Origin of the sequence: Micromonospora sp. NPDC005324, from assembly GCF_040607155.1 — a bacterium.
GTDB classification, from domain to species: Bacteria; Actinomycetota; Actinomycetes; order Mycobacteriales; family Micromonosporaceae; genus Micromonospora; species Micromonospora trifolii.
In genome coordinates this window covers 1-25,175 of sequence record NZ_JBEXGE010000007.1, presented here as the reverse complement: position 1 = coordinate 25,175, position 25,175 = coordinate 1, and the positions used below count along the sequence as shown (strand labels likewise).

The 25,175-nt window shown below is 70.0% G+C and carries 23 protein-coding genes and 1 pseudogene; 10 read left to right on the top strand and 14 right to left on the bottom strand.

Annotated elements, in window-relative coordinates; all coding sequences use genetic code 11:
* Nucleotides 1-51 precede the first annotated feature (51 nt).
* The 3 genes from ABZS40_RS09425 to ABZS40_RS09415 all read right to left on the bottom strand — a co-directional run bounded on the left by ABZS40_RS09425 (nt 52) and on the right by ABZS40_RS09415 (nt 2,074).
* Nucleotides 52-420, bottom strand: a complete 369-nt coding sequence (locus ABZS40_RS09425; protein ID WP_354942857.1) for a nuclear transport factor 2 family protein — start codon at nt 418-420, stop codon at nt 52-54.
* 131 nt (nt 421-551) lie between these two features.
* Nucleotides 552-1,271, bottom strand: coding sequence for a protein phosphatase 2C domain-containing protein (locus tag ABZS40_RS09420; protein WP_354943045.1), 720 nt, complete (start codon nt 1,269-1,271; stop codon nt 552-554).
* Between the two features lie 2 nt (nt 1,272-1,273).
* A complete protein-coding gene (locus ABZS40_RS09415) occupies nt 1,274-2,074 on the bottom strand; it encodes a GntR family transcriptional regulator (protein WP_354943044.1) in 801 nt (266 codons plus the stop codon).
* A 210-nt stretch (nt 2,075-2,284) separates the two neighbouring features.
* On the opposite strand from ABZS40_RS09415, the gene ABZS40_RS09410 reads away from it, so the two are divergent.
* Nucleotides 2,285-2,521: a hypothetical protein gene (locus ABZS40_RS09410; protein ID WP_354942856.1), complete on the top strand. Its 237-nt coding sequence runs from the start codon at nt 2,285-2,287 to the stop codon at nt 2,519-2,521.
* A 59-nt stretch (nt 2,522-2,580) separates the two neighbouring features.
* Here the strand turns inward: ABZS40_RS09410 and ABZS40_RS09405 are convergent, their stop codons facing one another.
* The 6 genes from ABZS40_RS09405 to ABZS40_RS09380 all read right to left on the bottom strand — a co-directional run bounded on the left by ABZS40_RS09405 (nt 2,581) and on the right by ABZS40_RS09380 (nt 10,361).
* Nucleotides 2,581-4,140 carry an acetolactate synthase large subunit gene (locus ABZS40_RS09405; protein WP_354942855.1) on the bottom strand — a complete coding sequence of 520 codons (1,560 nt, stop codon included), beginning with the start codon at nt 4,138-4,140 and terminating at the stop codon, nt 2,581-2,583.
* Between the two features lie 137 nt (nt 4,141-4,277).
* The gene (locus ABZS40_RS09400) at nt 4,278-4,571 is read right to left on the bottom strand and encodes a hypothetical protein (RefSeq protein WP_354942854.1); all 294 of its coding nucleotides are present in this window, start codon (nt 4,569-4,571) and stop codon (nt 4,278-4,280) included.
* A gap of 78 nt (nt 4,572-4,649) precedes the next feature.
* A complete protein-coding gene (locus ABZS40_RS09395) occupies nt 4,650-5,201 on the bottom strand; it encodes a hypothetical protein (protein ID WP_354942853.1) in 552 nt (183 codons plus the stop codon).
* Nucleotides 5,202-5,531: 330 nt separating this feature from the next.
* Nucleotides 5,532-6,176: an alpha/beta hydrolase gene (locus tag ABZS40_RS09390; RefSeq protein ID WP_354942852.1), complete on the bottom strand. Its 645-nt coding sequence runs from the start codon at nt 6,174-6,176 to the stop codon at nt 5,532-5,534.
* 61 nt (nt 6,177-6,237) lie between these two features.
* On the bottom strand, nt 6,238-6,762 hold the full coding sequence (gene pyrE, locus ABZS40_RS09385) for an orotate phosphoribosyltransferase (RefSeq protein ID WP_354942851.1): 525 nt from the start codon (nt 6,760-6,762) through the stop codon (nt 6,238-6,240).
* A gap of 134 nt (nt 6,763-6,896) precedes the next feature.
* Nucleotides 6,897-10,361, bottom strand: a complete 3,465-nt coding sequence (locus ABZS40_RS09380; protein WP_354942850.1) for a ThuA domain-containing protein — start codon at nt 10,359-10,361, stop codon at nt 6,897-6,899.
* Between the two features lie 123 nt (nt 10,362-10,484).
* Here ABZS40_RS09380 and ABZS40_RS09375 point away from each other — a divergent pair.
* The 5 genes and pseudogenes from ABZS40_RS09375 to ABZS40_RS09355 all read left to right on the top strand — a co-directional run.
* Nucleotides 10,485-10,766, top strand: a pseudogene (locus tag ABZS40_RS09375) (SAM-dependent methyltransferase); the annotation flags it as partial.
* Nucleotides 10,660-11,481, top strand: a complete 822-nt coding sequence (locus tag ABZS40_RS09370; RefSeq protein WP_354943043.1) for an alpha/beta hydrolase — start codon at nt 10,660-10,662, stop codon at nt 11,479-11,481. The pseudogene ABZS40_RS09375 and the gene ABZS40_RS09370, both read left to right, overlap by 107 nt.
* Nucleotides 11,482-11,677: 196 nt before the next feature.
* Nucleotides 11,678-12,496, top strand: a complete 819-nt coding sequence (locus tag ABZS40_RS09365) for a hypothetical protein (protein WP_354942849.1) — start codon at nt 11,678-11,680, stop codon at nt 12,494-12,496.
* 196 nt (nt 12,497-12,692) lie between these two features.
* Nucleotides 12,693-13,004 carry a CU044_2847 family protein gene (locus tag ABZS40_RS09360; RefSeq protein WP_354942848.1) on the top strand — a complete coding sequence of 104 codons (312 nt, stop codon included), beginning with the start codon at nt 12,693-12,695 and terminating at the stop codon, nt 13,002-13,004.
* A gap of 1 nt (nt 13,005) precedes the next feature.
* Nucleotides 13,006-16,767 (top strand): serine protease, encoded by a 3,762-nt coding sequence (locus ABZS40_RS09355; RefSeq protein WP_354942847.1) that lies wholly within the window; start codon nt 13,006-13,008, stop codon nt 16,765-16,767.
* Here the strand turns inward: ABZS40_RS09355 and ABZS40_RS09350 are convergent.
* Complete coding sequence (locus tag ABZS40_RS09350; RefSeq protein ID WP_354942846.1) at nt 16,706-18,259, bottom strand: NAD(P)/FAD-dependent oxidoreductase; 1,554 nt, start codon at nt 18,257-18,259, stop codon at nt 16,706-16,708. The two genes, ABZS40_RS09355 and ABZS40_RS09350, sit on opposite strands and share 62 nt — an antisense overlap.
* 175 nt (nt 18,260-18,434) lie before the next feature.
* Here ABZS40_RS09350 and ABZS40_RS09345 point away from each other — a divergent pair, with 175 nt between their 5' ends.
* The 4 genes from ABZS40_RS09345 to ABZS40_RS09330 all read left to right on the top strand — a co-directional run bounded on the left by ABZS40_RS09345 (nt 18,435) and on the right by ABZS40_RS09330 (nt 21,233).
* Complete coding sequence (locus tag ABZS40_RS09345; RefSeq protein WP_354942845.1) at nt 18,435-19,661, top strand: hypothetical protein; 1,227 nt, start codon at nt 18,435-18,437, stop codon at nt 19,659-19,661.
* Between the two features lie 34 nt (nt 19,662-19,695).
* Entirely contained in the window at nt 19,696-20,136 is a 441-nt protein-coding gene (locus ABZS40_RS09340; protein ID WP_354942844.1) for a hypothetical protein, read from the top strand.
* Nucleotides 20,137-20,216: 80 nt separating this feature from the next.
* Nucleotides 20,217-20,777 carry a GNAT family protein gene (locus ABZS40_RS09335; protein ID WP_354942843.1) on the top strand — a complete coding sequence of 187 codons (561 nt, stop codon included), beginning with the start codon at nt 20,217-20,219 and terminating at the stop codon, nt 20,775-20,777.
* 42 nt (nt 20,778-20,819) lie between these two features.
* Nucleotides 20,820-21,233 (top strand): type II toxin-antitoxin system Phd/YefM family antitoxin, encoded by a 414-nt coding sequence (locus ABZS40_RS09330; protein ID WP_354942842.1) that lies wholly within the window; start codon nt 20,820-20,822, stop codon nt 21,231-21,233.
* A 95-nt stretch (nt 21,234-21,328) separates the two neighbouring features.
* On the opposite strand, the gene ABZS40_RS09325 is transcribed toward ABZS40_RS09330, so the two are convergent.
* From ABZS40_RS09325 to ABZS40_RS09310, 4 genes are all read right to left on the bottom strand, one after another.
* On the bottom strand, nt 21,329-22,396 hold the full coding sequence (locus ABZS40_RS09325; protein ID WP_354942841.1) for an ABC transporter ATP-binding protein: 1,068 nt from the start codon (nt 22,394-22,396) through the stop codon (nt 21,329-21,331).
* Nucleotides 22,393-23,229: a molybdate ABC transporter permease subunit gene (gene modB, locus ABZS40_RS09320; RefSeq protein WP_354942840.1), complete on the bottom strand. Its 837-nt coding sequence runs from the start codon at nt 23,227-23,229 to the stop codon at nt 22,393-22,395. Before modB ends, ABZS40_RS09325 begins: the two co-directional genes overlap by 4 nt.
* Nucleotides 23,226-24,017, bottom strand: a complete 792-nt coding sequence (gene modA / locus ABZS40_RS09315) for a molybdate ABC transporter substrate-binding protein (RefSeq protein ID WP_354942839.1) — start codon at nt 24,015-24,017, stop codon at nt 23,226-23,228. The genes modB and modA overlap by 4 nt, the downstream gene beginning before the upstream one ends.
* A gap of 188 nt (nt 24,018-24,205) precedes the next feature.
* Entirely contained in the window at nt 24,206-24,628 is a 423-nt protein-coding gene (locus ABZS40_RS09310; protein ID WP_354942838.1) for a MerR family DNA-binding transcriptional regulator, read from the bottom strand.
* Nucleotides 24,629-25,175 lie beyond the last annotated feature (547 nt).

Below are 25,175 nucleotides of genomic sequence, written 5' to 3'. Positions count from 1 at the left end.
GCGAGACCGATCGGTTTCGTTCCAATCGTGGACGCGGCCGGGAAGTGCGGCCTACTTCCACTCGCCTTCCCACGTGTACAAGTCAGCGGTCGTGGCGTACTCGCGCAGCGCCGCAATCTTGCCATCCCGTACGGTGGCGATCGTCAAGCCCTCGAAGGACCGATCCTCGTTCTTCTCGCGGTGGTCGAAGCGCCACTCAGCGACGATCGTGTCACCAGAGGTGAACTCGTTTGTGATGACCCAGTTCAGAACACGGCTGCCCCGGCCGAACCACGTGTCCGCCCACTCTCGGATGCGCTCCTGCCCGTGGTACACGGGTCCGTAGCTTTCGGTCACGACGGCGTCAGGTATGACCGTTGCGACGATGCTCTCCGTGTCGTTGCTGTTCCAGGCGTTGATGTAGTCGGTGAGGGCGCTCATACCCTCAACCCTACTGGCGTTGGACAGAAGAAAAGCGCGATGGCGTTCAAGGCCGGTGTCCGGTATTGGTGCGCAAGCGGTCGGTTTCTGCCCAACCGTAGCCGCGTCGACGAGAGTGTGGATCGGGCGTGCTAGCGCTGGGTCACATCGATGACGATTACCGTGACGTTGTCGTGCCCGCCCTGATCAATTGCCATGGCGATGAGTTGGTCGGCAATCTTTCCAGGACTCTCGCTAGATGAGAGCGCAGCCCGGATCTGCTCGTGGGGCACATAGGAACTCAGACCGTCCGAGCACAACAAGATCCGGTCACCGGGATGGAGCTGGAGAGGCGACAGGTCGGGCGATCGGCCGTCGTTGCGACCATCGAGAAAGCGGGCCAGCTTCTCACCCAGATCCGGCACCGCGCCAGCGTTGGCGACGAGGTGTCCGTAGGTGTGGTCCTCGCTGATCTGGAGCAGAGAGTTGTCGCGGCGGTCGTAGCGTCGGATCAGGTAAGCGCGGGAGTCCCCGACGTTCGCCACGACCGCCTCGTCGCCGGAACAGAGCAGAGCGACCAACGTGGTTCCCATCCCAGCCAGCTTCGGGTCTTTACGGATCTTCCGGCGTAACGCCTCGCCCGCTTCGTTGATCGCCCGTCCCATAGAGCTGGCAAGATCCTTCGCTTCTACAGGACGATCAAATGTCTCCATGACACCTGTCACCGTGCTGCTGGCGATGTCACCGGCGACGTGGCCGCCGAGACCGTCTGCGACGACAAAGAGCCATTGCCCTTGGCTGTGGGAGTCCTCGTTTCGTCTACGAACGAGGCCCTGGTGCGTTCGGCTGGCGGCTTCGAGGGCGAGGGCCACGGTCACGAGTCAACTCTCGATCCGATGTCGGGCCATGGCTTCTGGGCGTTTTCGGCGCGGTGCAGAACGTGGACCGTCTCGACCCGGTCGCTCGCCACGACGTACTCGGTCACCTCGACCGGCTTGTTGTTGGCTCCGGAGGTGCCGACCCGCACGATCTCCAACACGGGCAGGTTGGTCGGGATCTCCAAGAGAGCGGCCTCGTCCTTGCTGGGCATCCGGGCTCGGTGGATCTCCATCCAGCTGATGGGCCAGTGGCCGGCGTTCTCAATGTGGTAGAGCCACCCGCCCGCAGCGGGGTTCGCGTCCAGGTCGGCAATGATGGTGGCGACGCGCGGGTGAACCCACGAGATGTTGATCTGAAATGGGGCTTCGGACGCCGGCCCGGTAACCCGGAATCGGCGGAGTACCTCGGTGCCAGGGTCTACGCCGAGAAGCTTGGCGACGCGGGGATTGTCCAGCCGGGCTGGCGCGCTGACAGCCTTGCCGTGGCGAACCCATACCTCCTGGCTGCTCGCCGAGGGGAACGAGTATCCGGTTGCTTGCTCATTGCGCTTAACCACGTCGCCGCGCGGTCGACGTGGGCGCATGGTGCCGTACCGAACGGCGATTCCTCGCCCTTGGACGGCCCACAGGTAGCCCTCCGTCTCAAGAAGGGCGATGGCCCGACCGATGGTGTCGCGGTTGGCGTCGTACTCGGCAGCGAGGTCGTTGAGAGTCGGAAGCCGTGCGCCTGGCACCCATTCTCCAGCTTCGATCCGCTGTCGGATCATGGAGGCGATGTCCAGGTAGCGCGAGTGCACCGGCACGTCCACACCCTTCCCGGTTGTCCCATGACAATCCTTGACTCTGAGCCAGATTGTCCCCACACGATCCTAGATAGATTGTCCCAAGACAATCTGACGATGTTGAGGCCCGCCGGTTGAGGTCTCCCGTCGGGACGGGCGCTTCGTGGTGTCCCGGAAAGGGCGTACATGATGGGAACTCTTGGCGAGCCAGAAGAGCAGTGGGCGGTGAGCGAACCGCCGATGCCTGAGGTCTCAACGGTTGTCGTGGCGAAAGTGCCACAGGTCTTCGTTCTCATCAGGGACGAGGAGGTTGTTGGCTACCTTTTCGATCTTCCATCCGGAGCAGTCGCCATCCTCGATGGCGCGCGGGAAATTCTTCGATCGGACTCGCTGGAAGACTTCACCAGGTTCTTCGGCCCCAAGCTGGATCTGAACATGGCGAGGGTCCGGCAAAATCCCTGAACGCGCGCCTCCGGCGTACTGTCGGCTCCTGCCCTGGGTTGTCCTGCTGAGCAGGTGACCTAGGCGGCGGGCGGGATGGTGGCGTCGATGAGGTGCGGGCCCGGCTGGTTCAGTGCCGCGGAGAACTGCTCCGCGAGTTGCTCGGCGGTGGTGGCGCGGGTGGCGGGCATCCCGAACGCGTTCGCCAGCCCGACGAAGTCGATCTGAGGGTTGGTCAGGTCGAACAGGGGATTCGTGTCGGGGTTGGCCGAGCCCGGCTGCTTGCTGAAGTATCCCCACTCCTGGCGCAGGATCGCGTACCCGTGGTTGTTGAGGATCACGTTGGTGATGTTCAACCGCTCGCGCACCTGGGTCCAGAGCGCGGTGGCGGTGTACATGACGCAGCCGTCGGCCACCAGCGCCACCACAGGTCGGTCGGGTGCGGCGACGGCGGCGCCGACGGCCAGAGGCAGGCCGTCGCCCATGGCGCCACCGGTCTGCATGAGCACGTCGTGTCGGGGAGCGCCGGCGGTGGCGGTGGCGAGAGCGAGGCCGGAACTCACTGACTCGTCGATGATGATGGCCCGTTCGGGGAGCAGCGCCGCGATGACGTCGGCCCAGTTCTGCACTGTGAGCGCGCCAGTGGGGAGTGCCGGTCGGTGCGGGTCGGTGACCTGGGCCGCCGCGTCCGGTGCCACCAGGTCGGCGAGTCGGATCAGCGCGGCGACGGCGTCCTGACCGACCTCGGCCAGGACGTGTGTCTGCGCGCCCTCGGGCACGAGGAGGCTCGGCTGGTCGGGGTAGGCGAAGAACGAGACCGGTGCCTTGGTGCCCGCGACGATGACGTGCCGCGCCCCGTGCAGTTGGTCGAGCACCTGGTCGGGATAGAAGCCGAGCCGGGGGAACGCGGGTAGGCCCGCCCCTCGTTCGACCCGGTTGGAGTAGAGCTCCTGGAAGACCCGCGCGCCGGTCGCCGCGGCGACGCGGCCCGCTGCCAGCAGGCCCGCCTCCCGCAGAGCCGGTCCGCCGATCACCAGTGCTGTCGTCTCGCCGCTCCGAAGAGCCTCCGCGACCTGCGTGATCGTCTCCTGCTCGACGGTCGGCGCCGGCCGGGACCGCACGGGAGCACCGGCCGCACCTCCGTCGGACCAGGACACGTCCGCCGGCATGATCACGGTGGCGATCTGTCCGGGTGGCTCCAGGACGGCGGCGAGGGCGGCTGCGGCGTCCGGGCCGGCGCCGGCGGCGTCCTCGGGACGGCGGACGGGGCCGCGCAGCCATCCCGCCAGCGCGGCGATGTCGGAGTTCAACGGTGGGTCGAAGGCGGTGTGGAACGTCGCGTGGTCCCCGACGATGTTCACCACCGGCGAGTTGGCGCGGCGGCTGTTGTGCAGGTTCGTCAGGCCGTACGCGAGACCGGGCCCGAGATGCAGCAGCGTCGCGGCGGGCTTGCCCGCGATCCGGGCGTAACCGTCGGCCGCACCGCTGACAACGCCCTCGAAGAGAGCGAGTACGCCGTGCAGCTCGGGAACCGACTCCAGCGCTCCGACCAGGTGCAGTTCGGTGGTGCCGGGGTTCGTGAAGAGGACCTCGACCCCGCCGTCGACCAGTGTCCGCAGCAGTGCTTCCGCGCCGTTCACACACGTCACCCCATCGCCGGTCGGATCAGCAGCGATTAGATACTAAACTCGCATTCCGGACTAGTGCTGCTAGGTTCAGCGAAGTAGCCCGGTAGGTGACGAGGGACGCCGATGGGACGGGGATGGGCCGAACGTCGCTACCAGTCCCGGTGCCTGGACATCAGCATCGATCGCTCTTTCGAGGATTTCGGCAGCAGCACGAGCAGGCCGTCCCGGCCTACGACGCGACGGCGTTCAACGCGGACCTGCGACCGATGATGAATCTCGCGGGCGACAGCAGGCACTGCGTCGAATACCTGATGGGCAACCACACCACGGCTGAGCGCATGTTCCGCCACGACCCGGCGGTCATGCTGTACGCGCCGCTGCGCACGTTGATCAGCGACGGCCCCGACGGTGGAGCACGGTTCATCATCGAGCAACCCAGCCACGCGTTCGGCTCGTTGGGAGTGGACGCCATCCACGAGGTGGGCCTGGAACTCGACAGTGAGGTCGCCGCCCTCCTGGCGTCAAGCCTGCTGCGGGCCGGCAGCGCCGTTCTGCCCGGATTGGGTCGTCGTCCAATGTGGTGGGCGGCCGGTCGCTCCGCCCAACCACGTCGACAGCGGCCCCTGACTCTGTCCTACGGATCGGCGCATGGCATTGACCAAGGCCAGTTGCGCTCGGGCCGGTGCCACCATCGCTTGCTCGAACTGGTCCTGCGACAGTGGCGCCGTCGTCGTGTCCACCCCTGTGGTGACGTCCAGGAGTCCCTGCACCGCTTGGCCGAACTTGTCGATCTCGGTGGTGACCGCGCGCGGGGCGACGAGGCTGGCCGACATCAGTGCGGCGCTCCACGCCCCCCAGTCATAGTCCCAGCCCGTGCGTTCCAGGTGAGCGCGCCGCAAGATCATCGAGAACGTGGCGTACTCACGCAGCAGGTCCTGGTAGGCCATGAGTTGCCGGTCCCGTAGCCAGTGTCGGTCCTGTGCGTGGCGGGTGACCATCCCGCCGACGAAAACCCCGACCGTCGCCGAGAGCGCGCCGCCAACGGTCGTGACAACGATATCCAGCAGCGCCATGGCAGTAACCGTTCAGCCGGGGTGAGGCGGTGCCGATGTGCACCGCCTCACCCCGGAACCACAGTTCAGGTGACGACGTACGCCGGCCGGCCGCGGACGAGGGAAACCTTATCGCCGGGCTCGCCCTCGTCGGAATCCTCGCAGCAAGCGCCGTCGCTGGAAATCGCCAGAGATGCTGCGACAGTGAGCCTGTCGCACATGCTCCGATCGCACAACTCCCGGAGGATCCACGGGCCGGAGCACGTCAGCCCACCTCCGAGACCGGGATAACCTATTTCTGTCTTCCTGGGGTGCCCGGAGGTTCGGACCGTGACGGCCCTGGTTCCGCCTTCAGGGCAACAGGTACGCGGTCAGGCGGTCGGCGAGTTGCTTCGGGTGGCTGAGCGCCACCGAGTGGCCCCCGTCCATTTCGTCCGGGGTGGTGCCGAGCCGGTCGGCGGCAACCCGGTGCTGGAAGTCCGCCGGGAAGAACCGGTCCTCGCGTGCGATGAGCACCGTCGTCGGCACGGCTGGCCAGGTGTCCAGGGGCCACGGCTCGTCCCCATCCGCGCTGACCTGGTCCCGGACGTGTGCCGCTGCCTCCGCGATGATCTCGGCCGGCACACAGTTGTAGAACTGCTGCTCCTCGCTGAGCCCTTCCGCGCTGCGGTAACCGGTGTTGGCCCACCAGTCACCAGGCCTCTCACCGGGCTTGGGGACCATCGGTGTGAGCAGGACGATCAGCCGCACCGGCAGCTTGTCGGCAATGAGCGGCGCGGTGAACGCACCGTAGGAGTGCCCGACGACCACGAGGTCTCTCCGGTCGCCGATCGCGTCGACGACCGTCTGGCAGAACTCGGCGAACCCCGCGGACGTGTCCTCGATCGGCAGTTCCGGTACGACCACGTCGTGGCCGCGGCTGGTCAGCTCGGGGGCAAGGAGATGCCAGTCCCAGGCGCTGCCCCCGCCACCGTGGATCAGAACGAAAGTCGCCATGCCCGAAGCCTCACACACAGGTACGACAGCCATCGCTCACCGTCGAGCGGCAGCAGAGCTGTCACGCCAACAGGGAAGTTTCCAGGTCGCGGCGGGTGAGGGCGGCGCGGAGTTGTAGCGCCTCGGCCGCCAGATTCTCACGACCGCCCTGCTCCCGGTCGATGGCGCAGACCACTGTTTCCACCTGAGCGCCGATGGACCGTAGCTGCGCGCACGATGCCAGCAGCGCTCCTCCCGTGGTGACGACGTCCTCGACCAGTACGACACGCCGCCCGTTCACCGGACCGCCCTCGGCGGCCTTTGTGGTGCCGTACTCCTTGGCGTGCTTCCGCACGAAGACCGTGGGCAGCCCCGTCAGCTGTGACATCACAGTGGCGAGAGGGATGCCGCCCATCTCCATTCCCGCCAGCACGTCGCACTCCGGCAGCATGGCCACCATCGTCTCGGCGACCTCGCGCAACAGAGCCGGCTGCCCTTCGAACAGGTACTTGTCGAAGTACTCCTCGCTGACCTGCCCGGACCGCAGACGGAAACGTCCGGTGAGATGGCAGGTGTCGTAGACGCGGCGCGCGAGCGGGTCAGTCACCTGCTCAGCCTCGCATCCCGCCTGGATGAGGCAATCAATGCCCTCGACGCTTTGGTTGAGCGCGCGGCTGCGACGCGGCACGCCCTGCCGAGCGGCGGCGGGCGGGGTGGACCCCCGCCCGCCATCGCCCGACGTCAGGTGACAGTGATGGTCAGGTTGAGCGAGCGGGTCTCCCCACTGGTGTAGGTGACCGTCACCCGGGCGGTGAAGGTCCCCTTGCGGGGGTAGCTGTGGGACGTCGACCGTAGTGTCACTCCGTGCGCGATGGCGCTGTTGTCGCCGAAGTCCCACGCGTAGTCGGTGATGCTCTGCCCGGACGGCGCCGTCGCCGTGGCGGTGAGCGTGGTGGTCAGCGGCGCGGTGCCGCCGGTCGGGTTGGCGGCCAGGGACAACGTGCCGCCCGGCTCCTGTTTGACCCCGGCGCCGTTGAACCGCAGCCAGTCCAGGGCGAGCAGGTCCGGGGTGCCATTGACCTGGGCGGCGTTGACGAACTTCGCGTACAGGGTGGTCGTGCCGGTGGGCTTGTTGGTCAGCGTGACGGTGGGGGAGACCAGGTTGTCCCAGCCGCCGGTGGAGCCGATGGTGGCCGTGCCGATCAGCGTGCCGGTGGGCGAGCCGGTCCGCAGTTCGATGGTGCCGCCGAGCCCGCCGTTGGTCACCCCGAGCGTCACCGAGCCGACGTTGCGCAGGTCCGCCGGCCCGAACGCCACCCAGTCGTTGTGGTCGACCTCGCCGAGCCGCTTGCCGGCGCGGGCGGTGGCCCGGTCGTTGACAGTGACGCCGGACTGGGCGCTGAAGTGCTCGGCCTCCTTGCTCTTGGGCTGCAACTGGACGCGGGTCGAGCCGGTCAGCGCCGGTACGCCGCCGGCCGCGCCGCCGTCGGTGTACTGCGCGGTGACCAGGGTGTAGAGGTTCTGCCCCGGCCCGTGGCCGTCACCGGCGTCCGCCTCGGTGGCGAGCAGGCCGGAGCAACCGGTGTAGACGTCCAGCGGGTGGGCGTGCGAGTCGTGGCCGAGCTGCGTCTGCACTGTCACCTTGGCGCAGTCGATGGTGCTCTCCTCCGGGTCGGTGACCGTCACCGTGTACGGGATCTTGTCCCCGAAGTCGAAGAATCCGCCGTTGGGCACGGTGATGGTCACCGTCGGTCGGGTGTTGCCGACCACCACGTCGGTGACCGCGGTGGCGGTCAACCCGTTGCCGCTGTTGCGCACTGTCAACCGGGCGGTGTGCTTCCCGGCCGTCGAGTAGGTGTGGCTCGGGTTGGCCGCGGTGGAGTCGGTGCTGCCGTCGTTGGTGAAGTCCCAGGCGTAGCTGAGCGCCGACCCGTCACCGGCGGACGACCCGGCCGAGGAGAACGTCACCGCGAGCGGCGTACGTCCGCTGTCCGGGGTGGCGGCGATCTTCGCTGTCGGTGGCCGCCCGTTGGCGACGTAGTCGATCCGGTAGATGCCCGCGCCGGCGTTGCTGCCGCCGCGACCACTGCCGGTGCCCTCGCCGAAGTCGATGACGTAGAGCGAACCGTCCGGGCCGAACTCCGCCTCGAAGGGCTGGATCCAGCTCATGTTGCCGAAGATCCCGTTGATCGACTGAAGGTCACCCACGGCGGTCGGGCCGAAGCGCGCGTTGCTGAAGGTCTGCGCCGTCTTGTGGATCGACAGCGTCTTGAACCACTTGCGGGTCAGCTCATAGGTGATCCACTTGCCCTCGAAGTACTCGGGGAACTTCGTGGTGCGGGTGTTGGCCGGGTCGTAGTCGTAGACCGGGCCGCTCATCGGCCCGCCACCGCCGGTGCCCAGCTCGGGGAACTGGGTGGAGGCGGAGTACGCGTACCAGACCAGCGCGGACTTCGCCGCCGGCAGGGTGGTCAGGCCGGTGTTGTTGGGTGAGTTGTTCAACGGTGCGGCGCAGGTGAACTTCGCCCCCGAGGTGTTGGTGGCGAAGTTGTAGTCGTTGAACGGAATGTTGTTGCCCACGCAGTACGGCCAGCCGAAGTTGCCGGCGCTGGTGATCCGGTTGAACTCGACTGTCCCCTCCGGACCGCGGTTGGGGTCGGCGGCGCGGGCGTCCGGGCCGTAGTCGGCCACCAGCACCGCGTTGGTCTGCGGCTCGACGGTGATCCGGAACGGGTTGCGCAAGCCCATCGCGTAGATCTCCGGCCGGGTCCTCGCGGTGCCGGCCGGGAAGAGGTTGCCGCTGGGCACTGTGTACGTACCGTCGGATTGCGGGGTGATCCGCAGAATCTTGCCACGCAGGTCGTTGGTGTTGCCGGCGGTGCCCTGGGCGTCCCAGGCGGCGCGGCCGGCGCGTTCGTCGACAGGCGTGTAGCCGCTGGAGGCGAACGGGTCGGTGTTGTCACCGATCGCCGCGTAGAGCCGTCCGGTGGCGTCCATGGCCAGCGACCCGCCCATGTGCGAGTTGGCCCGGCCCTCACCCCGGTAGGTGGGGACGGTCAGCAGGCGTTTCTCCGAGGAGAGCGCGACGCTGTTGTTGGCCACGGTGAACCGGGACAGGTTGAGCTGTTTGAGGGTCTTGTCCGACCAGAGCAGGTAGATCCAGCCGTTGCTGGCGAAGTTGCGGTCCAGGGTCATTCCGAGCAGCCCGTCGGACTGGTCGGTCATCGCCGAGGTGTACGCGAAGTCCAGCAGCGTGGTGACCTGGAGGGTGTCGGAGTTGACCACCTTCAGCGCGCCGGTGCGCTGGATGTAGTAGACCTTCCGGTCCGGGCCGACGGCCAGCTCGAAGGGGTCGGCCAGGTTCTCGGTGACCAGCCCCACGCGTTCGAAGTTGCTGGTCTTGGTGGCCGAGCAGTCACCGGCGACCGCGCCGGCCGCCCACTCGATCCCGTAGCGCAGGTGCTCCAGGAACGTCGGCGTGCTGAACTGGGAGCTGGCGTGCCCGCCGGCGGTGAACCAGGACCGGCCGCCGTCGTAGCGCTGACACCAGGAGTACGCGTGGTCGACGCCCTCGTCCAGGCCGTTGATCCCGTCGCGCACCTTGATCTGGGCGAGGGTGTGCACGTTGCCGGTCGGGTTGGTCCGCCAGTTGTACCACTCCTCGCTCTGCTCCCAGAGCTCCGGCAGGTTGCGCGTCGAGGGGTGCGCCCGGTCGAGCACCTTGACCCGGCCGGGGAAGGTACCGCCGGTGGACGAGAAGTCGGGGTGGTAGTCGAAGATCGTGCCGACCAGGCCCTCGTACCACTGCCAGTCGCGCTCGCTGGCCGAGGCGGCGTGCAGCCCGGCCCAACCGCCGCCGTTGCGGATGAACGTCTGCAACGCGGCCCGCTGAGCGGCGTTGAGCAGGTCACCCGAGGTCGGAAGGCTGTTGGTGTTGTTGAACACCAGAGCGTCGAAGGTGGCGAGGTTGGCATCGGTGAACGCCGCTGCGTCGGTGGTGGCGACGACCTCGAAGTTGTGGGCGGCACCGAGCTGCTGGATCGCGGCGATGCCCGCCGGGATCGAGTCGTGGTAGAAGTTCGTGATCTTGGAGAAGACCAACACCCGGAAACGCGGGGCGGCCTCGGCGGGCAGGGCGGTGGTGGTGCTCACCACTGTGGCGATGGTGAGCAGGATCAGGCAGAACGCACGGAGGTGTCGGGGCATGGGGGCGCTCCCTGTCGGACGGAGAGGGGTCGGAAAGCGCTTTCTCGCTGCCCGCATCACGGTACTGACAGCCAGTGACGACCGTCAATAGCGTCCTGGTAAGCGTTTTCCTGGCGGCGTCCCCGCGACCGCGCCGAGTTCGCCCGCTTCCTCACCGGCCTGGAGCTGGCCGAACCGGGCATCGTCCCGGTCACCGAGTGGCGGCCGCAGCTGCCACCGGATGTTTGCTCGGCGGGTGACCGGATACTTGTCACGAATGTTCGACGGTTTCGAGGACGAGCGGGTCGATGTCGGGGAGGTGGAGCTCCGGGTCCGGTATGCGGGGCACGGGCCTCCGGTCCTCCTCATCCACGGACATCCGCGGACGGGGTCGACGTGGCATCGGGTCGCGCCGCAGCTGGTTGATCGCGGGTTCACCGTTGTCTGCCCCGACATGCGCGGCTACGGGCAGTCCGGCAAGGCCCGCATCCTCGCGGATCACTCGCAGCAGTCCAAGCGGGTGGTTGCCGCGGACCTGGTCCAGCTGATGGACGAACTGGGCCATCCGACGTTCGCGACGGTCGGGCACGATCGTGGGTCGTACGTGGCGTTGCGCCTGGCGCTGGACCATCCCGATACGGTCAGTCATCTGGTGGTCATCGACGGCGTGCCGATCAGTGAGGCTCTTGCCCGGTGCGATGCGAAGTTCGCCCATGGCTGGTACCACTGGTTCTTCTTCGCCCAGCCGGACAAGCCGGAGCGCGCCATCGCGGCCGACCCCGATGCCTGGTATGCCGGTAAGGCCCAGCCCGAGAGCATGGGAGCCGAGAACTACCAGGAGTTCCGGCAGGCCATCCACGATGCGGCCACAGTGCGGGCGATGCTGGAGGACTACCGAGCCGGCCTCGGCGTCGACCGGGCGCACGAGGAAGCCGACCGGCGTGACGGCCGCACTGTCCGCTGCCCCACTCTGTTGCTGTGGTCGACCCGGGACGACCTGGAAGACCTGTACGGCGATCCGCTAGCCATCTGGCGGCCGTGGGCCGCCGATCTCCGCGGCCACCCGATCGAGTCCGGTCACCACGTCGCCGAGGAGAACCCCGACGCCCTGACCGCGGCGCTGCACCACTTCTTGTCCTGAACCATCGGACATTCGCGGTCGGCCGCGGGTCGAAGCTGATGCCGCCCCGTTCGCCCATCCTGAGCACTCGATTGCCGTAACGCGGGGGTTGGCGCAGGTGGAGGGTGTAGCTCGGCCGGCCCGCGGGACGTGTCTCCTGACCCGCCCGACTGGCCGTACCCACAGCGGCGACGCGATTCCCGACAGGAGCCCACGAGTGCACGTCAGCCTGGCGACGAGCGCCGGCAGGGTCGACCGGCCGAACGAGGACTTCGTCGGTGCGGTTCCCGACGCCGTCGTCCTCCTCGACGGTGCCGGCATTCCGGGCTCGGAATCCCTCTGCTTCCACGGAGTCGCCTGGTACACGCACCGCCTCGGCGGCGCGCTGCTCGGTCACCTGTCGCGCGGCGACGGGCGAGATCTCGCCACGATCCTCGCCGTCGCCATCGGTGAGGTCGCCGCCGAGCACGGCGACACCTGCGACATCGCGGACCCCAGCAGCCCGCAGGCCACCGTCGCGATGGTCCGCGCCCACCAGGACCGCTTGGACTGGCTCCTGCTCGCGGACTCCTTTCTCGTCCTCGACCAGGCCGACGCCGGCCCGCTGGTGATCACCGATGAGCGCGAGACGACTGCCCGACGCGAATGCTCCGCGCCGCTGGCCGGCATTGCTCAGGGCACGCCGGAGTACGACCGGGTGCGAGCCTCCTGCGTCACCGCGCTGCGTGCCCGCCGGAACCAGCCGGGTGGGTACTGGATCGCCAAGGACGACGCGCGCGCGGCGCGGGAAGCGATCAACGGCAGCCGGTCCCTCGCCGACCTGTTCGGTGTCGCGCTGCTCAGCAACGGTGCCAGTCGCATCGTCAACCAGTACGGTCGGACCGACTGGTCGGGCGTACTGGACCTGCTTCGCGCCACTGGGCCGGCCGGCGTCATCGCCCGCGTCCGGCAGGCCGAGGCAGAGGCCACCGGTGGCGCGGATGCGCACGGCCCGGACGACGCCACAGTGGCCCACTGGACGCGCCTGCCGAGTTGAGCATCTGCAGGCAGAGTGTCGACGATCCGATAGACGCCTCGATCGACGGGAATTCCCTGGCAGAAGGGCGCCGGGGTTCGGGACGCCCAGGAGAGCGAGGCCGAAAGGGCTGTCCGGCCCACGGTGTCCACACTTCGCCGATGCAACAATCGCTGCGAAATGGACTGATCAGCGCCTCACCGAAGAGAGCGGGCCAATGCACGGCGACCTGATAGCGCTTGAGTTGAAGGACGAGACGACGTTTGCCGCGTTGGCGATGGACATCGACTCTGAGGAGGAGGTCTCCCTTCGATCGCTCAAAATCAAGCTCAGCGACGTGGCGGAACAGGTGGCGAAGGTCGCCGAGGAGTTGGTGGAACACGCCCGCAAGGCCGCCCCGACGGAGATCGAGGTCACCATGCGCGTCGGCTTCTCGATCACCAACGGCAAGGCGGTGGCGCTCCTCGTCGATGGAAAGGCCGAAGGAGCTGTGGAGCTGAAGTTGGCCTGGAAGGACCTCGCCGGTTGAGATGGCTGACGTCGAGGCCGGCCGGCATCTGTGGGCGGGGCTTGTCGGCGTTCACCAGGGAGCCGTGAAGCAGACCGGCTTCATGATCGGACCGCGGGCGGTCGCCACTGCCACGCACGGGCTGGACCGGTCCGGGCCGGTGAAGGTCCGTCGCATTGGTCGGTCTGCCGACGCGGTCAACGAGCCGGCGACCATCCTGATGTGGGACAAGCAGCGCGACCTCTGCCTGCTGACCGTCGAGGACGCGGACGAGTTCTGGTTCATCCCGGACACCCGTCCGCCCGCTCTCGCTGCGGAGTACATGGTCGTCAGCTGCGTCGACCGGCGCGCCGAGACGACGCTGGTCGTCAACGAGGGGCTCGTCGAGGACGACGGGATCGCCTGGCTCAAGCTCCGGTCGGGGCAGATCCAGCGGGGCTACAGCGGCGCACCGGTGCTCGACCGTCAGGACGGCCGGCTCGTCGGCATGGTCCGCGTGACGCGGGGGCGGCAGACGGATCTGGGCGGACACGCCCTGCTGGGTACCGAGATCGTCCAGATCCGCAGCTTGCTGGGCCTGGACACCGACGATCGTCGGATGCAGATCAGGCACGCCGCCAGCGGACTCACCTGGCCTCCGCGCAGTCTGATCCGCGGAGACGCGCCCTCGGAGCTGGTACAACTCATCGGCCGGGAAGAGGAAATCGCCGCGCTGGACTCGCGCAACGGACCCCGCCACAGGCTCGTCGTCGGTGACGCCCTCGCCGGTAAGTCGGCGCTGGCCGGCGTCTGGGTGCGCCTCGCGCACGTCCCCGCCGGCGACACGGCGTACGTCGACGCGGCGTTGGCCCCTCCGGTCCCCGCGCAGCATCCCGTGGTGGGGATTGTCCTGCCGGTGCTCGGTGTGCACATCCCGCAGGACCCGTTCGGGAGCCGCTCCGACGAGGAGACGCTGGCGTTGGCCTGCTGGACGATCATGCGCGACCTGCGCGGAGGCCGGCTCGTCATCGACCTCCAGCACCAGGTCGTCGACGCCGCTGCCGACGCGGATCTCGCGGCGCTCATGAGGGCCGCCGAGCGGATGAGCGCCACTGTCGTCCTCGTCGGACGGGACCTTGGCGACGAGTTGTCCTGCGTCGGTCTCTGCACCGCCGTCAAGGTGGGGCCGATCAGCCGGACGGACGCGGCGACGCTCATTGCACGCGCCACCCTCGGCCGGGTGTCCCGGGAGGAGGCCGAGAACGCGCTGGAGCTGGTTGACCCGCAGTGCCTTCTCCCCGGAGAGATCCTGGCGGCCTGCCGACAGGACGAGGACGACGCGATCGACCTCGCCGTCGCCCTGTCGGCGCGATTCGACCTGCCGATCTTCGACCCCACCACAGCGCCCCTGGACGACCCGATCGTGGCCCTCGGCGACCCCGGGACGGTCGCCGGTGTCGGACCCGGCCCAGACGGAGAGGCCTCCCACGACGTGCCGCCGCTCACCGGGGAGGATCTCGAACGGCAGGTGCTGACCTCCGCCCACGACCCGCTCGGCATCCGCGCGCCCGCGGCCACCCGCCGGGAACTGGCCCCTGGCGCGTTCAGCGCCGACGCCATCTGGCTCGACGAATGGCCCGGCATCGCCCCGTTCGTCTTCGAGGTGGACGCGCTGACCTCCGAACAGGGGCTCGCGATGCAGGACATCGCGCATCGTGTCTCCAACCGATCGATGAGACCCGAGTGGGTGGAGTCGCTCTACCGGCAGATTGTCGAGCTCGAGGGCCGGGGGAACGAACGCGGACCGTCGACGCGGGTTCGCCTGCGGCTCTGGCGCAGCCAGATCCACGCCGGCGATGTGGCCGCCGCCAGCCGCACGTTCACCGAGATCGGCGGTGTGCGCACTGTCGACCGCATCGTCGAGACGGGGAGCCACTTCGAGCAGGTCCAGGACGCCCAGGTGCTCGTGCTGGCGTGGTGGCTGGGGGTGGGCACGGACGGTGCCGTCGGTGCCGCGGTCGGGGCATGGATGAGCGCCGTCGTCGTCGACGAGCGCCTGTCCGGCCGTGCCGACGTGCGGATCGTGCTGCACGACGTGCTCCGCGCGGTCACCGTCCGGCCGCTGCCCTCCCCGGACGGCCTGCGCGCCGTCGGCGAGTGGTGCCTGTCCCAGGTGGAGGACGACCGTTCCTTCCTGGCTGACCCGGGCACCTGGACGATGTACGTCTCGCTGATCGGCCGCGCCGGCGACTTCAGTGGCGACCAGACGCTCACGGAGGTCTTCCTCACCCGGGCGCTACGAGCGCTGACAGTGCACGTGGAGTTGCTCAGATCGCTGGCTCTGGCCGGGGACAGCCGTCCCCTCCTGGCCATCGCGAGGCAGCAGAGGCGGCTCCATCGGCTGGAGCGGAGCCGGCGCACCGGAGAACCCGGGCGTCTCCAGCTCGCGCGGGACCTGCTGACGTGGACCGTGGAGAACGCCCCGACCGCCGACGCGTTCCTGAGTCTGCTCGTCGCCGATCCCACGCTCAAGGTGACCCGGGAGGGTGACAACGCTGTCGATTCCGACCTGCCCGCGCACCGCTCCGCCGAGAGTCAACTCGCGCCGATCAAGCGCGCCTACCGTCGGTGGCGGAAGAGCAACCCGCAGGTCACTCCGCTCATCGTGGAGATCGAGTACCAGTTGGTGCGTACGGAGTGGGCGATCGCCGGTTCGCTGCTGAGGCAGGCGAGGGTGTCCGACGAGCGCTGGTTGAACCGACCGATCCCGCACAAGCTGGCCGTGCTCGAACAGCTCGGCGAGGTACGCCGGAGGAGACTCGCCTCCCTGGCGAAACGATGCGGCGACTCCGTCGAGGCGGTCGAGCGGGAGGCGCACAACGAGCTACAGCTCCAGACGGCCCTCGCCATCGTGGCGCACACTCCCATCGACCTCCGCCCGGTCGACGAGATCCTGGCTCGCGGGCGGCGGACCTTCCCGTCCAACCCTCGGATGGCACACCTGCTCGCGGCGCACCACCGGCACCGGCGGCAGTTCACCACAGCGGCGGCCGCCTACGTCGACGCCTACCGCCTCGCGCTCGGGGACCCGCTGTTGCGCATGCGTGCCGCCGTGGGCGCCTGCGAATCGCTGTCGCAGGCATACGCGGCGGGGGAGTGCGCCCGAGATGAGCTGGTGGTGGCGTCGGCACGAGCCGACCTCCACGAGTCCACCGACTTTTCCGCGTCGATCGTCTGCGCCCTGGCGCGGCTCGAACTGCACGGCACCCTGTCGGAGGGTTACGGCAAGCTTGCCCACACGATCGCGCGGGTGGGGAGCTTCTCCCGGCTCGCCACCGACATGCGCTCCATCCGGGCCGAGATCGCGACCGCCGTCGGGCCGGAGAGCGCGCCGTTGGTCGACAGGTTTTTGCACGACTTCACGGATGCGGGCCTGCTCGTCGCCCTCGGGGCGATGTTCGTCCGCTCCCACACGTTGTCGCCGAGCGAGGGGCTTGAACGGCTCACGGCCGCGCTCGTCCTGCTGGACGGGGTGCGGATCATGGCCGGCACCGTCTGGAACGTGCCGTCGGTGAACTTCCAGCAGGGCCGCGCGCTGTTGGCGGCCTGCAGGCAGTTCCAGACGCCGAATCCGATCGGCTGGGACAAGGACCGCGAGCGATCCGACATCGACCTGGCCTACGCGAAGTTCCAGTCCGCCGTCGATCTGTCGGTCGACTCGTTCCGCGAGATCGTGCTCGGCTTCATGCGTGAGACGGGGGAGCTGCGACAGAGGCTCGGTCGCCCGACCCCTCCGGCACTGTGATCGGCGCCGCGATGATCCGGCTGGGCACCACCGGCGCGTCCCGGCCGGTGCCCCGCCGGCCGTCGCCGCCGGAAGATTCCTCGTGGTAGTCCTGCTCCACGTTGACCGACCAGACGTCGTGCGTACTCCCGGTGGCGATGTTCTCGGCGGTGAGCATCGCGGTCATCATCGAGTGGTCCTGGTTGTTGTAGCGGTGCATGCCGTTGCGACCCACCGGGTGCACGTTCGGCACCGCCTCGCTCAGCCAGGCCCGGATCACGTCCACGTTGTGCTGGTAGCGCTCGTCGTACACCGGGTAGGCCTTGGGCATCCGCACGACGTAGCCGGCCTCCACCACGCCCTGTCGCACCAACCCCAACCGCTCCAGCTCCGCGGTGGCGAGGGCCACCAGGTCGGCATCCGGGGTACGCCACATCGCGTCGTCCTCGAACACGAAGTACTCCAGGCCGAGGCAGGTGCGGCCGTCCTTGACGAGGTACGGCGACCAGGAGCCGAAGTTCTGGATCCGGCCCACCCGTACCCCCGGGTCGTGCACGTAGATCCAGTTGTCCGGGAACGAGAACTCCGCCGGCACGACCAGGGCGACGGTCAGGAAGTCGCGGTAGCGCAGGTCGGCCGCGCAGGCCAGCACCTCCGGCGGCGCCGGCGGGTGGAGCGCGGTCACCAGCTCCGAGATCGGCATGGACGAGATCACGTGGTCGGCAGCTTCGGTACGCTGCCCGCCCGCGCCGTTGACCGTCACGCTGATCGCCCGCCGACGGGCCGGGTCGCGGTGCACGGCGGTGACCCAGCTGCCGGTGGACAGCTGCCCGCCCCGCTCTCGGACCTGCTCGGCGCAGCGCTCCCACATCATTCCGGGCCCGTACTTCGGGTACTGGAACTCCTCGATCAGGCTGGTCACGTCGGTACGCCGACGCCGGGGCAGCAGCGCGTTGCGGATCGCCGTGCCCAGCGACAGGTTCTTGATCCGCTGCGCCGCCCAGTCGGCCTGCAACCGGTCCGCCGGCATACCCCAGACCTTCTCGGTGTACGTCTTGAAGAAGATCGAGTACAGCCGCCAGCCGAACCGGGCCGACACCCAACCCTCGAAGTGTGACTGGTCCCGCGGTGGCCGCAACCGGGCGCGGGCGTACGAGCCGAGGCAGCGGACGGCCTCCGGCAGACCCAGGTTGCGCAGCGCGTTCACGGCGCTGAGCGGGTAGTTGAACAGGGCGCCCCGGTAGAAGATGCGGCTCATCCGAGGCCGGGTCAGGAAGTCCTCGTCCGGCAGGATCTCGTGCCAGAACGCCTCCACCCGGGGCACCTTGGTGAAGAACCGGTGCCCGCCGATGTCGAACCGCCATCCGTCGCGCTCGACGGTCCGACTGATCCCGCCGACCACTTCGTCGGCCTCGAACACCTGAACCGACCGGCCGTGCCGCAGCAGCTCGTACGCCGCGGTGAGCCCGGCCGGCCCCGCACCGATGACCACCGTGCCGTTCTGCTCGCTCATGCTGACGCGCTCCCTGCTCACCGCCATGGTTGAGGCGCGGCGTCTACCCGTTACGGGCAGAATGTCACACTTGGTGGTAGCTGGTCCTCGCTTCGGCGGGGGCGCTGCGGCGTACCACGAGAAGAGCGACTCCCTCGCGCGGCCGGCGGGCCGGGGGAGCGGGGAGGCGGGGCGGATGGACCGGTGGCGCAGCGGCGCGGCGACGCTGGCCGCCCGGGCGGTCGCGGCCGGCCACGGCGCAGCGCGCCTGGCCCGTCGGGTGCCGGCGCCCTGGCCCTACGTCATCGGCCTGTTCCTCGGCGCGAAGCTGCTGCTCACAGTGCTCGGGCTCCTGGTCCTGCACGCCTGGGACGGCGTCCCCGGTGCCCCGCCGCCGGACGAGGCGTTGATGTGGGCGCAGCAGCGGGACATCTCCGGGCACCGGTGGCTCTCCTTCTGGTTCGCCTGGGACTCGCTGCTGTACCTGCGGCTGAGCGAGCTGCCCCTGAGCGGGCCGTGGCGAGACTTCGGCTTCCCCCTGCTGTACCCGTTCCTGGCCCGACCGGTCGGCGCGGTGCTCGGCGGCGACAACGCCCTCGCCCTGCTCCTGATCAGCAACGTCGCGTTCCTGCTGGCGCTCTGGTACGGCTACCGGCTGGCGGAGCTACTGCTCGGCGACGCGTACGCGGCCCGCCGCTTCACCCGGTACCTGGCGCTGCTGCCGACCGCGTTCCTGTTCCAGGCCGCGTTGACCGAGTCGCTCTTCGTCTGCCTCGCGTTGGCAACCTTCTACTACGCCGAGCGACACCGGTGGCTGCTGGTCGGCGTGATCGGCTACTTCCTGGCGATGAGTCGCTCCGTCGGCCTGCTCGTGGCGCTGCCGCTGGCCCTGGTGCTGCTCCGCCAGCACGACTGGCGGCTCGGGCCACGCGCCCTGCTCGGCTACCTTCGGATCGGCTGGCCGTTGCTGCTGCTCCCCGCCGGGTGGTTCACCTTCATGGCGTACTGCCGGTGGCGGGGCGGGGACTGGTTCGCCTACCAGCACGCCCAGCAGACCGGATGGGGCATCGAGGTGCAGAACCCCGTTCCGGTGCTGCTCAACGGGTTGGCCGGGGAGCCGCGCGACGCCGCTCGGGCGTGGTTCGCGGTGGCCGTCCTGGCCGTGCTGGTCGCCGGGTTCCGCCGCCGGGAGCTGGCCTACCTGGTGTACGGCGTCCTCATGGTGCTGGTGCCGCTGTCGATGGGCCCGCCGGTGTACAAGAGCCTGCTGCGCTATCTGCTCGCCGCCTTCCCGGTGGCGCTGGTGCTGGCCCGCTGGGCCCGCCACGCCGGCGTCGACGTGTGGCTGACCGCGACGCTCGCCGTGGTGCAGGGCGTGCTGTTCGTACTCTGGCTCACCTACTGGACCCACATGATCATCTGATTGGAGTCGCCGTCGGCCGGGCAACAGGTACCCGATGACCGAGCCACGGGTACGCCTCGACGACCTGGGCGCCTGGCTGATCAAGGGCAACGCGGACCTGGTCGACCTCGCCGCCCGGTTCGCCCGGAAGCCACTGGTGACGAGCTGGTGCGTGCGTCCCGGCTACCGGGCGCGGTTGATGTGCGCCGGGCAGCCGGTGGTCTTCTGGGCCAGCGGCAGCCGGGGCAGACTGTCGTACGGGGTGTGGGGCGTCGGGCGGGTCACCGGGGCGGCCGAGCCAGGCGCACCGGGGCAGCCGTGGTCGGTGCCGCTGGATCTGCCCATCCTCGCCGAACGGGACCGGGTGTCCCGGCTGCTGTTGCGCGCCGATGACCGGCTCGCCGCCCTGGAGGTGTTCCGTCAGCCGCAGGCCGCCAACCCCTCCTACCTGACAGTGGCCCAGTTCGCCGCGCTGCAGACCCACCTGCCGGTGTGAGCGCGGAGGCGGACGTGCCTCGACCGAGGTGCCTGTGCGAGCCTGCTACCGACGTTGCAAGCGCATTGAGTGGAGGCCCGGTGTTCGCCCTGCCGCTGACCGAGGACGTCGAGCTGCGCCCGCTGAACCCGTGGCGGGCCGAGGAGTTCCTCGCCCACCTCGATCGGGCCCGCGAGCACATCCAGCCCTGGGTGTCGCCGTCCTTCGTCGCCACCGACCTGCCGTCGGCCCGTGCGGTGTTGCAGCGGTACGCCGACCTCTGGGCCAGTGACAGCGGTGGCATCTGGGGGCTGTGGTGGCAGGACGCCCTCGTCGGTGGGGTCATGTTCGTGTCGTTCGACGTGACCCGGGGCGTCTGCGAGGTCGGTTGCTGGGTGGAACCGGCGGCGCAGGGCAGGGGCCTGGTCGCCCCGGCGGTGCGTCGCATCGTCGACTGGGCGGTGCGCGAGCGCGGCATCCAGCGGGTGGAGTGGCGTACCAACGCCGACAACACCCGCAGCAAGGCCCTCGCCGACCGGCTCGGCCTGCGCCTCGACGGCACGCTGCGCCAGGTCAGCCCGGGTCCGCACGGTCGAATCGACAGTGAGGTCTGGTCGGTGCTGGCCGACGAGTGGTCCGCCACGCCACGCACCGTCCACTGACGACGGCGAATAGTTGTCATACCCGCGCGGCACCATGCATCCATGGCCGTCCCCGCGCTCACCCCTCATTCCGACCCGCCGCGTACCGTGCCGCTGCGTGAGGCGCGCACCCGGTTCAGCCAGCTCGTCGCGCTGGCCGAGCTGACCGACGCGGTCACCGTCGTCACCCGCGACGGCGATCCCCGCCCGGTCGCCGCGATCGTCCCCGCCGCCGCCGCCCGCAGCGGCGCCCAGGCCCGCGCCGACGCCGACCGGCTCGCCACGGTCACCGCCGGCTGGGCCCGCCGTCTCGAGGAGCAGCACCGACGCAGCACACAGCGGCACGCCGCCGAGCTGGGCGCGGTCCGCGCGGCGCTGGCCGAGGTGTGGGCCGAGCTGGACAGCCGGGTCGTCCCGGGCAGCGACCCGACGCTGGCCCGGCTGCGCGCCGCACACGCCGACCTGCTCGCCGGCTGACCCGCGTCCGCGCGAGCCGGCGGTCGGCCTGACACGGGCGGCGGCGAGGGACGCGCCGGCCGGGTCGACCCGGTGACGGTGTGGCCGGCGTCGGGTCAGCCGGTGGCCGGGTACGCGTGGGTCTCGGTCGCCTTGACCGCCACCCAGACCCGCTGGCCAGGGATCAGCCGCAGTTGGGCGGCGGCGGCCGGCGTGACGTCGGCGGCCACAGCGATCGGCCCGTCCAGTTGCACCCGCACGTTGTCCCCGTGGCGCTGGACGCCGGCCACGGTGCCCGCCCAGGTGTTCCGTGGGCTGCCTTCCGGCCGGGCCGGGTGCAGCGCCACAGCGGCCGGGCGGAACGCCACGAACGCTTCGCCGTCCAACCGGTCGGCGACAGTGAGGGTCAGCTCCGGTGACACCCGGACTCCGTGCCCGTCGGCGCGACCCCGGTACAGGTTCAGCCCGACGAGCCGGGCGACGTAGTCGGTGCGCGGGCGGGCGGTGACACTCGGCCCGTCGCCCTCCTGCACCACCCGGCCACCCTCGACGATGACCAGTCGGTCGGCCAACGCCAGGGCGTCCAGCGGGTCGTGGGTGACCAGCACCGTCGCGCCCGCGTGCGCCGACAGGTGCCGGTGCAGCTCCGCGCGGGTGTCCAACCGGGTGCGGGCGTCCAGCGCGGCGAGCGGCTCGTCCAACAGCAGCAGCGACGGCGCCACGGCCAGCGCGCGGGCCAGCGCCACCCGCTGCGCCTGACCGCCGGAGAGCTGCCGAGGCCGGCGCTGCGCCTGCGCGTCAAGGCCCACCCGGCCCAGCCACTCGCGGGCCGTGGCGCGGGCGGCCCGCCGGTCGACGCCGTGCCGGCGCGGCCCGAAGGCCACATTGTCCAATGCGCTGAGGTGCGGAAAGAGCAGATAGTCCTGGAAGACGACGCCGATCGACCGTCCTTCGGTGGGCACCCAGCCCCCGGTCGCCGGGCGGTCCAGGTCGACCTCGTCGAGGGTGACGTGCCCGTCGGTGAGGGGATGCAGCCCGGCCAGCGCCCGCAGCGCGGTGGTCTTGCCGGCGCCGTTCGGGCCGAGCAGCGCCACCACCTCTCCCGGCGCGACCCGCAGCGGCACGTCGAGCCGGAAGGCACCCCGGTCGACGACGAGCCGCGCGTCGAGAAGTGGGTCGCTCATGCGGTGGTCATCCAACGGTCCCGCAGCGCCACCAGGATGCCCACCGACACGACGAGCAGCACCAGGCTGAGCACGATCGCGGACTCCAGGTCCGTCTCCAACGCCAGGTAGACGGCGAGCGGCATGGTCTGCGTCCGACCGGGGTAGTTGCCGGCGAAGGTGATGGTGGCACCGAACTCGCCGAGCGCCCGTGCCCAGCAGAGCACCGCCCCGGCCGCCAGACCGGGCGCCACCAGCGGCAGCGTGACGTGGGTGAAGGTGGTCCACCGGCTGGCGCCCAACGTCGCCGCGGCCTCCTCGTAGCGGTGGTCGGCGGCACGTAGCGCACCCTCCACGGCGATCACCAGGAACGGCATGGCGACGAACGCCTCGGCCAGCACGACACCCGTTGTGGTGAAGGGCAGGGTGGCGCCGAACGTGCTGTCGAGCCAGCCGCCGAGCAGGCCACGCCGACCGAAGACCAGCAACAGCGCCACCCCACCGACCACCGGCGGCAGCACGAGCGGCACGGTGACCAGCGCGCGTACCAGCCGACGGCCGGGAAACTCGACCCGGGCCAGCACCCAGGCCAGCGGCACCCCGAGCAGCAGACAGAGCGCGGTGGCCAGGGTGGCGGTCTGCACCGACAGCCGCAGGGCGGTCAACGCGCCCGGCTCGGTGAGCCGCTCCGGCAGGGTCGTCCACGGTGCCCGGACCAGCAGCCCCGCCAACGGCAGGACGAGGAACAGCAACCCCAGCCCGGCGGGGATCAGCAGCGCCGCCGGCACCCGACCCCGCCGTCGAGGCGTGGCCGGGCGCCCGCTGGGTGCGCTGTGGTCGTGGACCTGCCTCACGGAGCCTGGAACCCCGCCTCGGCGAGGACCGCCTGCGCCGGCGCCGAGCGGACGTACGCGACGAAGGCCCGGGCGCCGTTCGGATTCGGCGCGTCCTTCAACGCCACGATCGGGTAGTCGTTGACAGCCCGTGCCGACTCGGGAAACTCCACGCCGGTCACGTCGGCGCTCGCCGCCCGCGTGTCCGTGCGGTAGACCAGCGCCGCGTCGACCTCGCCGAGCCTCACCTTGGAAAGCGCACCCTTGACGTCGCGCTCCAGGGTGACCGGCGTCAGCGCGACGCCGGCCGCGTCCAGGGCGGTGCGGGCCGCCGCGCCGCAGGGCACCTGACTGGCGCAGAGCGCCACCTTCACACCCGGTCTGGTCAGATCGGCGAGGCCGGCCACTGCCTCAGGGTTGCCCCCTGGGACCGCGATCACCAGCTGGTTGCGGGCGAAGACGCTCGGCGTGCCGTCGGCGTCGCCGGCCTCGATGACAGCGGTCATGTTCGCGGGGGCGGCCGAGGCGAACACGTCCGCCGGCGCGCCCTGGGTGATCTGGTTGGCCAGGGCGGAACTGCCGGCGACGTTGAGGGTCACGCGACTGCCCGGGTTGGCGGCCTCGAAGTCCTTCCCGATGCGGGTGAACGACTCGGTCAGCGAGGCGGCCGCGAACACGGTCACCGGCCCGGTCACCCGCCCGTCCCCGCCGCTGCCGGTTGCCTGGTCGTCGCCCGCGCCGCAGCCGGCCACCGCCAGGCCGGCCGCCACCATTACGGCCACCGCCGCACGTCTGCTCCGCGCGTTCATCCGCCCGCCTGTCCCCGCGTTCGCTCGTCCGACCATGCCCGCGTTCGTCCGCCCGACTGTCCCCGCGTTCGTCCGCCCGCCTGTCCCCGCGTTCGTCCGCCCGACTGTCCCCGCGTTCGTCCGCCCGCCTGTCCCCGCGTTCGTCCGCCCGCCTGTCCCCGCGTTCGTCCGCCCGCCTGTCCCCGCGTTCATCCGGCCGACCGCCCTCGCGCAGGGGCGGGTGCGGCCCGTTCCACCACGACCGTGGTCGACTTGATCACCGCAACGGCCACTGAACCGACCCGCAGGTCGAGCTCGTCGACGGCCTCCCGGCTCATCAGCGACACGACCCGGAACGGGCCCGCCTGGATGTCGACCTGCGCCATCACCGTGTCCTTAAGGACGTCCACGACGATGCCCCGCAACCGGTTGCGGGCCGAGGAGAACCCGGCGCCCGCGTCCGGGTCGGCGGCCTGAGCGCGAGCGAACGCCGCCAGGTCGACGCCGTCGACGACCCGGTGGCCGTGCTCGTCGCGCCCAGCCGCCAGGCGCCCGGCGTCCACCCAGCGGCGAATGGTGTCGGCGCTGACGCCGAGCAGGTCGGCGGCCTCCCCGATCCGATACGTCGTCACCCGCACACCTTAACGCCCGCATTTACGAGCGCGACACCCCGAGATGGCCAGCAAGCACGTGGGTCAAGGGCTACCAAGGCCAGCAGGTGCGTCTTCCTGCACTGTCTCAAGACGCCTGCTCCCTCGGGCGAGCCCCGCAAGATCGCGGCATCAGGACAGCCCTGCTTCGTCGATCATGGGGTTGTGGTGCCTGATTTGGTGCTGTGCGGGCCGCTTTGTCGCCCACCACAACTCCATGATCGACGGGGCGAGGCGAGGCGGGGCGGGGCGAGGCGAGGCGGGGCGGGGCGGGGCGAGGCGGGGCGGGGCTGACGAACAGCCACTCCGCCCAACGCGACGGTGTTGACAAAAAGGTAGTGGTGTCGGCGATCGATGAGGCCACCACATCCTGGTTCGAGCGCGATCTCGGCGTCGGCGTGCGGGCGTGGGCGGGGGGGGGGGGGGGGGCCCCCCCCCCCCCCCCGGGGGCCGGGGGGGGGGTTGGGGGGGGGGGTGGGGAATTGTGGGCGCGAGAGGGAGAGGGTCGGGGTGGGGAAGGGTGTGGGGA

Coding starts and splice junctions, on each gene's coding strand:
- ABZS40_RS09360 (WP_354942848.1), top strand. CDS start 12,693: ATGCACGGCGACCTGATAGCGCTTGAGTTGAAGGACGAGACGACGTTT.
- ABZS40_RS09350 (WP_354942846.1), bottom strand. CDS start 18,259: ATGAGCGAGCAGAACGGCACGGTGGTCATCGGTGCGGGGCCGGCCGGG.
- ABZS40_RS09380 (WP_354942850.1), bottom strand. CDS start 10,361: ATGCCCCGACACCTCCGTGCGTTCTGCCTGATCCTGCTCACCATCGCC.
- ABZS40_RS09355 (WP_354942847.1), top strand. CDS start 13,006: ATGGCTGACGTCGAGGCCGGCCGGCATCTGTGGGCGGGGCTTGTCGGC.
- ABZS40_RS09390 (WP_354942852.1), bottom strand. CDS start 6,176: ATGGCGACTTTCGTTCTGATCCACGGTGGCGGGGGCAGCGCCTGGGAC.
- modA (WP_354942839.1), bottom strand. CDS start 24,017: ATGAACGCGCGGAGCAGACGTGCGGCGGTGGCCGTAATGGTGGCGGCC.
- ABZS40_RS09425 (WP_354942857.1), bottom strand. CDS start 420: ATGAGCGCCCTCACCGACTACATCAACGCCTGGAACAGCAACGACACG.
- ABZS40_RS09330 (WP_354942842.1), top strand. CDS start 20,820: ATGGCCGTCCCCGCGCTCACCCCTCATTCCGACCCGCCGCGTACCGTG.
- ABZS40_RS09345 (WP_354942845.1), top strand. CDS start 18,435: ATGGACCGGTGGCGCAGCGGCGCGGCGACGCTGGCCGCCCGGGCGGTC.
- ABZS40_RS09340 (WP_354942844.1), top strand. CDS start 19,696: ATGACCGAGCCACGGGTACGCCTCGACGACCTGGGCGCCTGGCTGATC.
- ABZS40_RS09395 (WP_354942853.1), bottom strand. CDS start 5,201: ATGGCGCTGCTGGATATCGTTGTCACGACCGTTGGCGGCGCGCTCTCG.
- ABZS40_RS09325 (WP_354942841.1), bottom strand. CDS start 22,396: ATGAGCGACCCACTTCTCGACGCGCGGCTCGTCGTCGACCGGGGTGCC.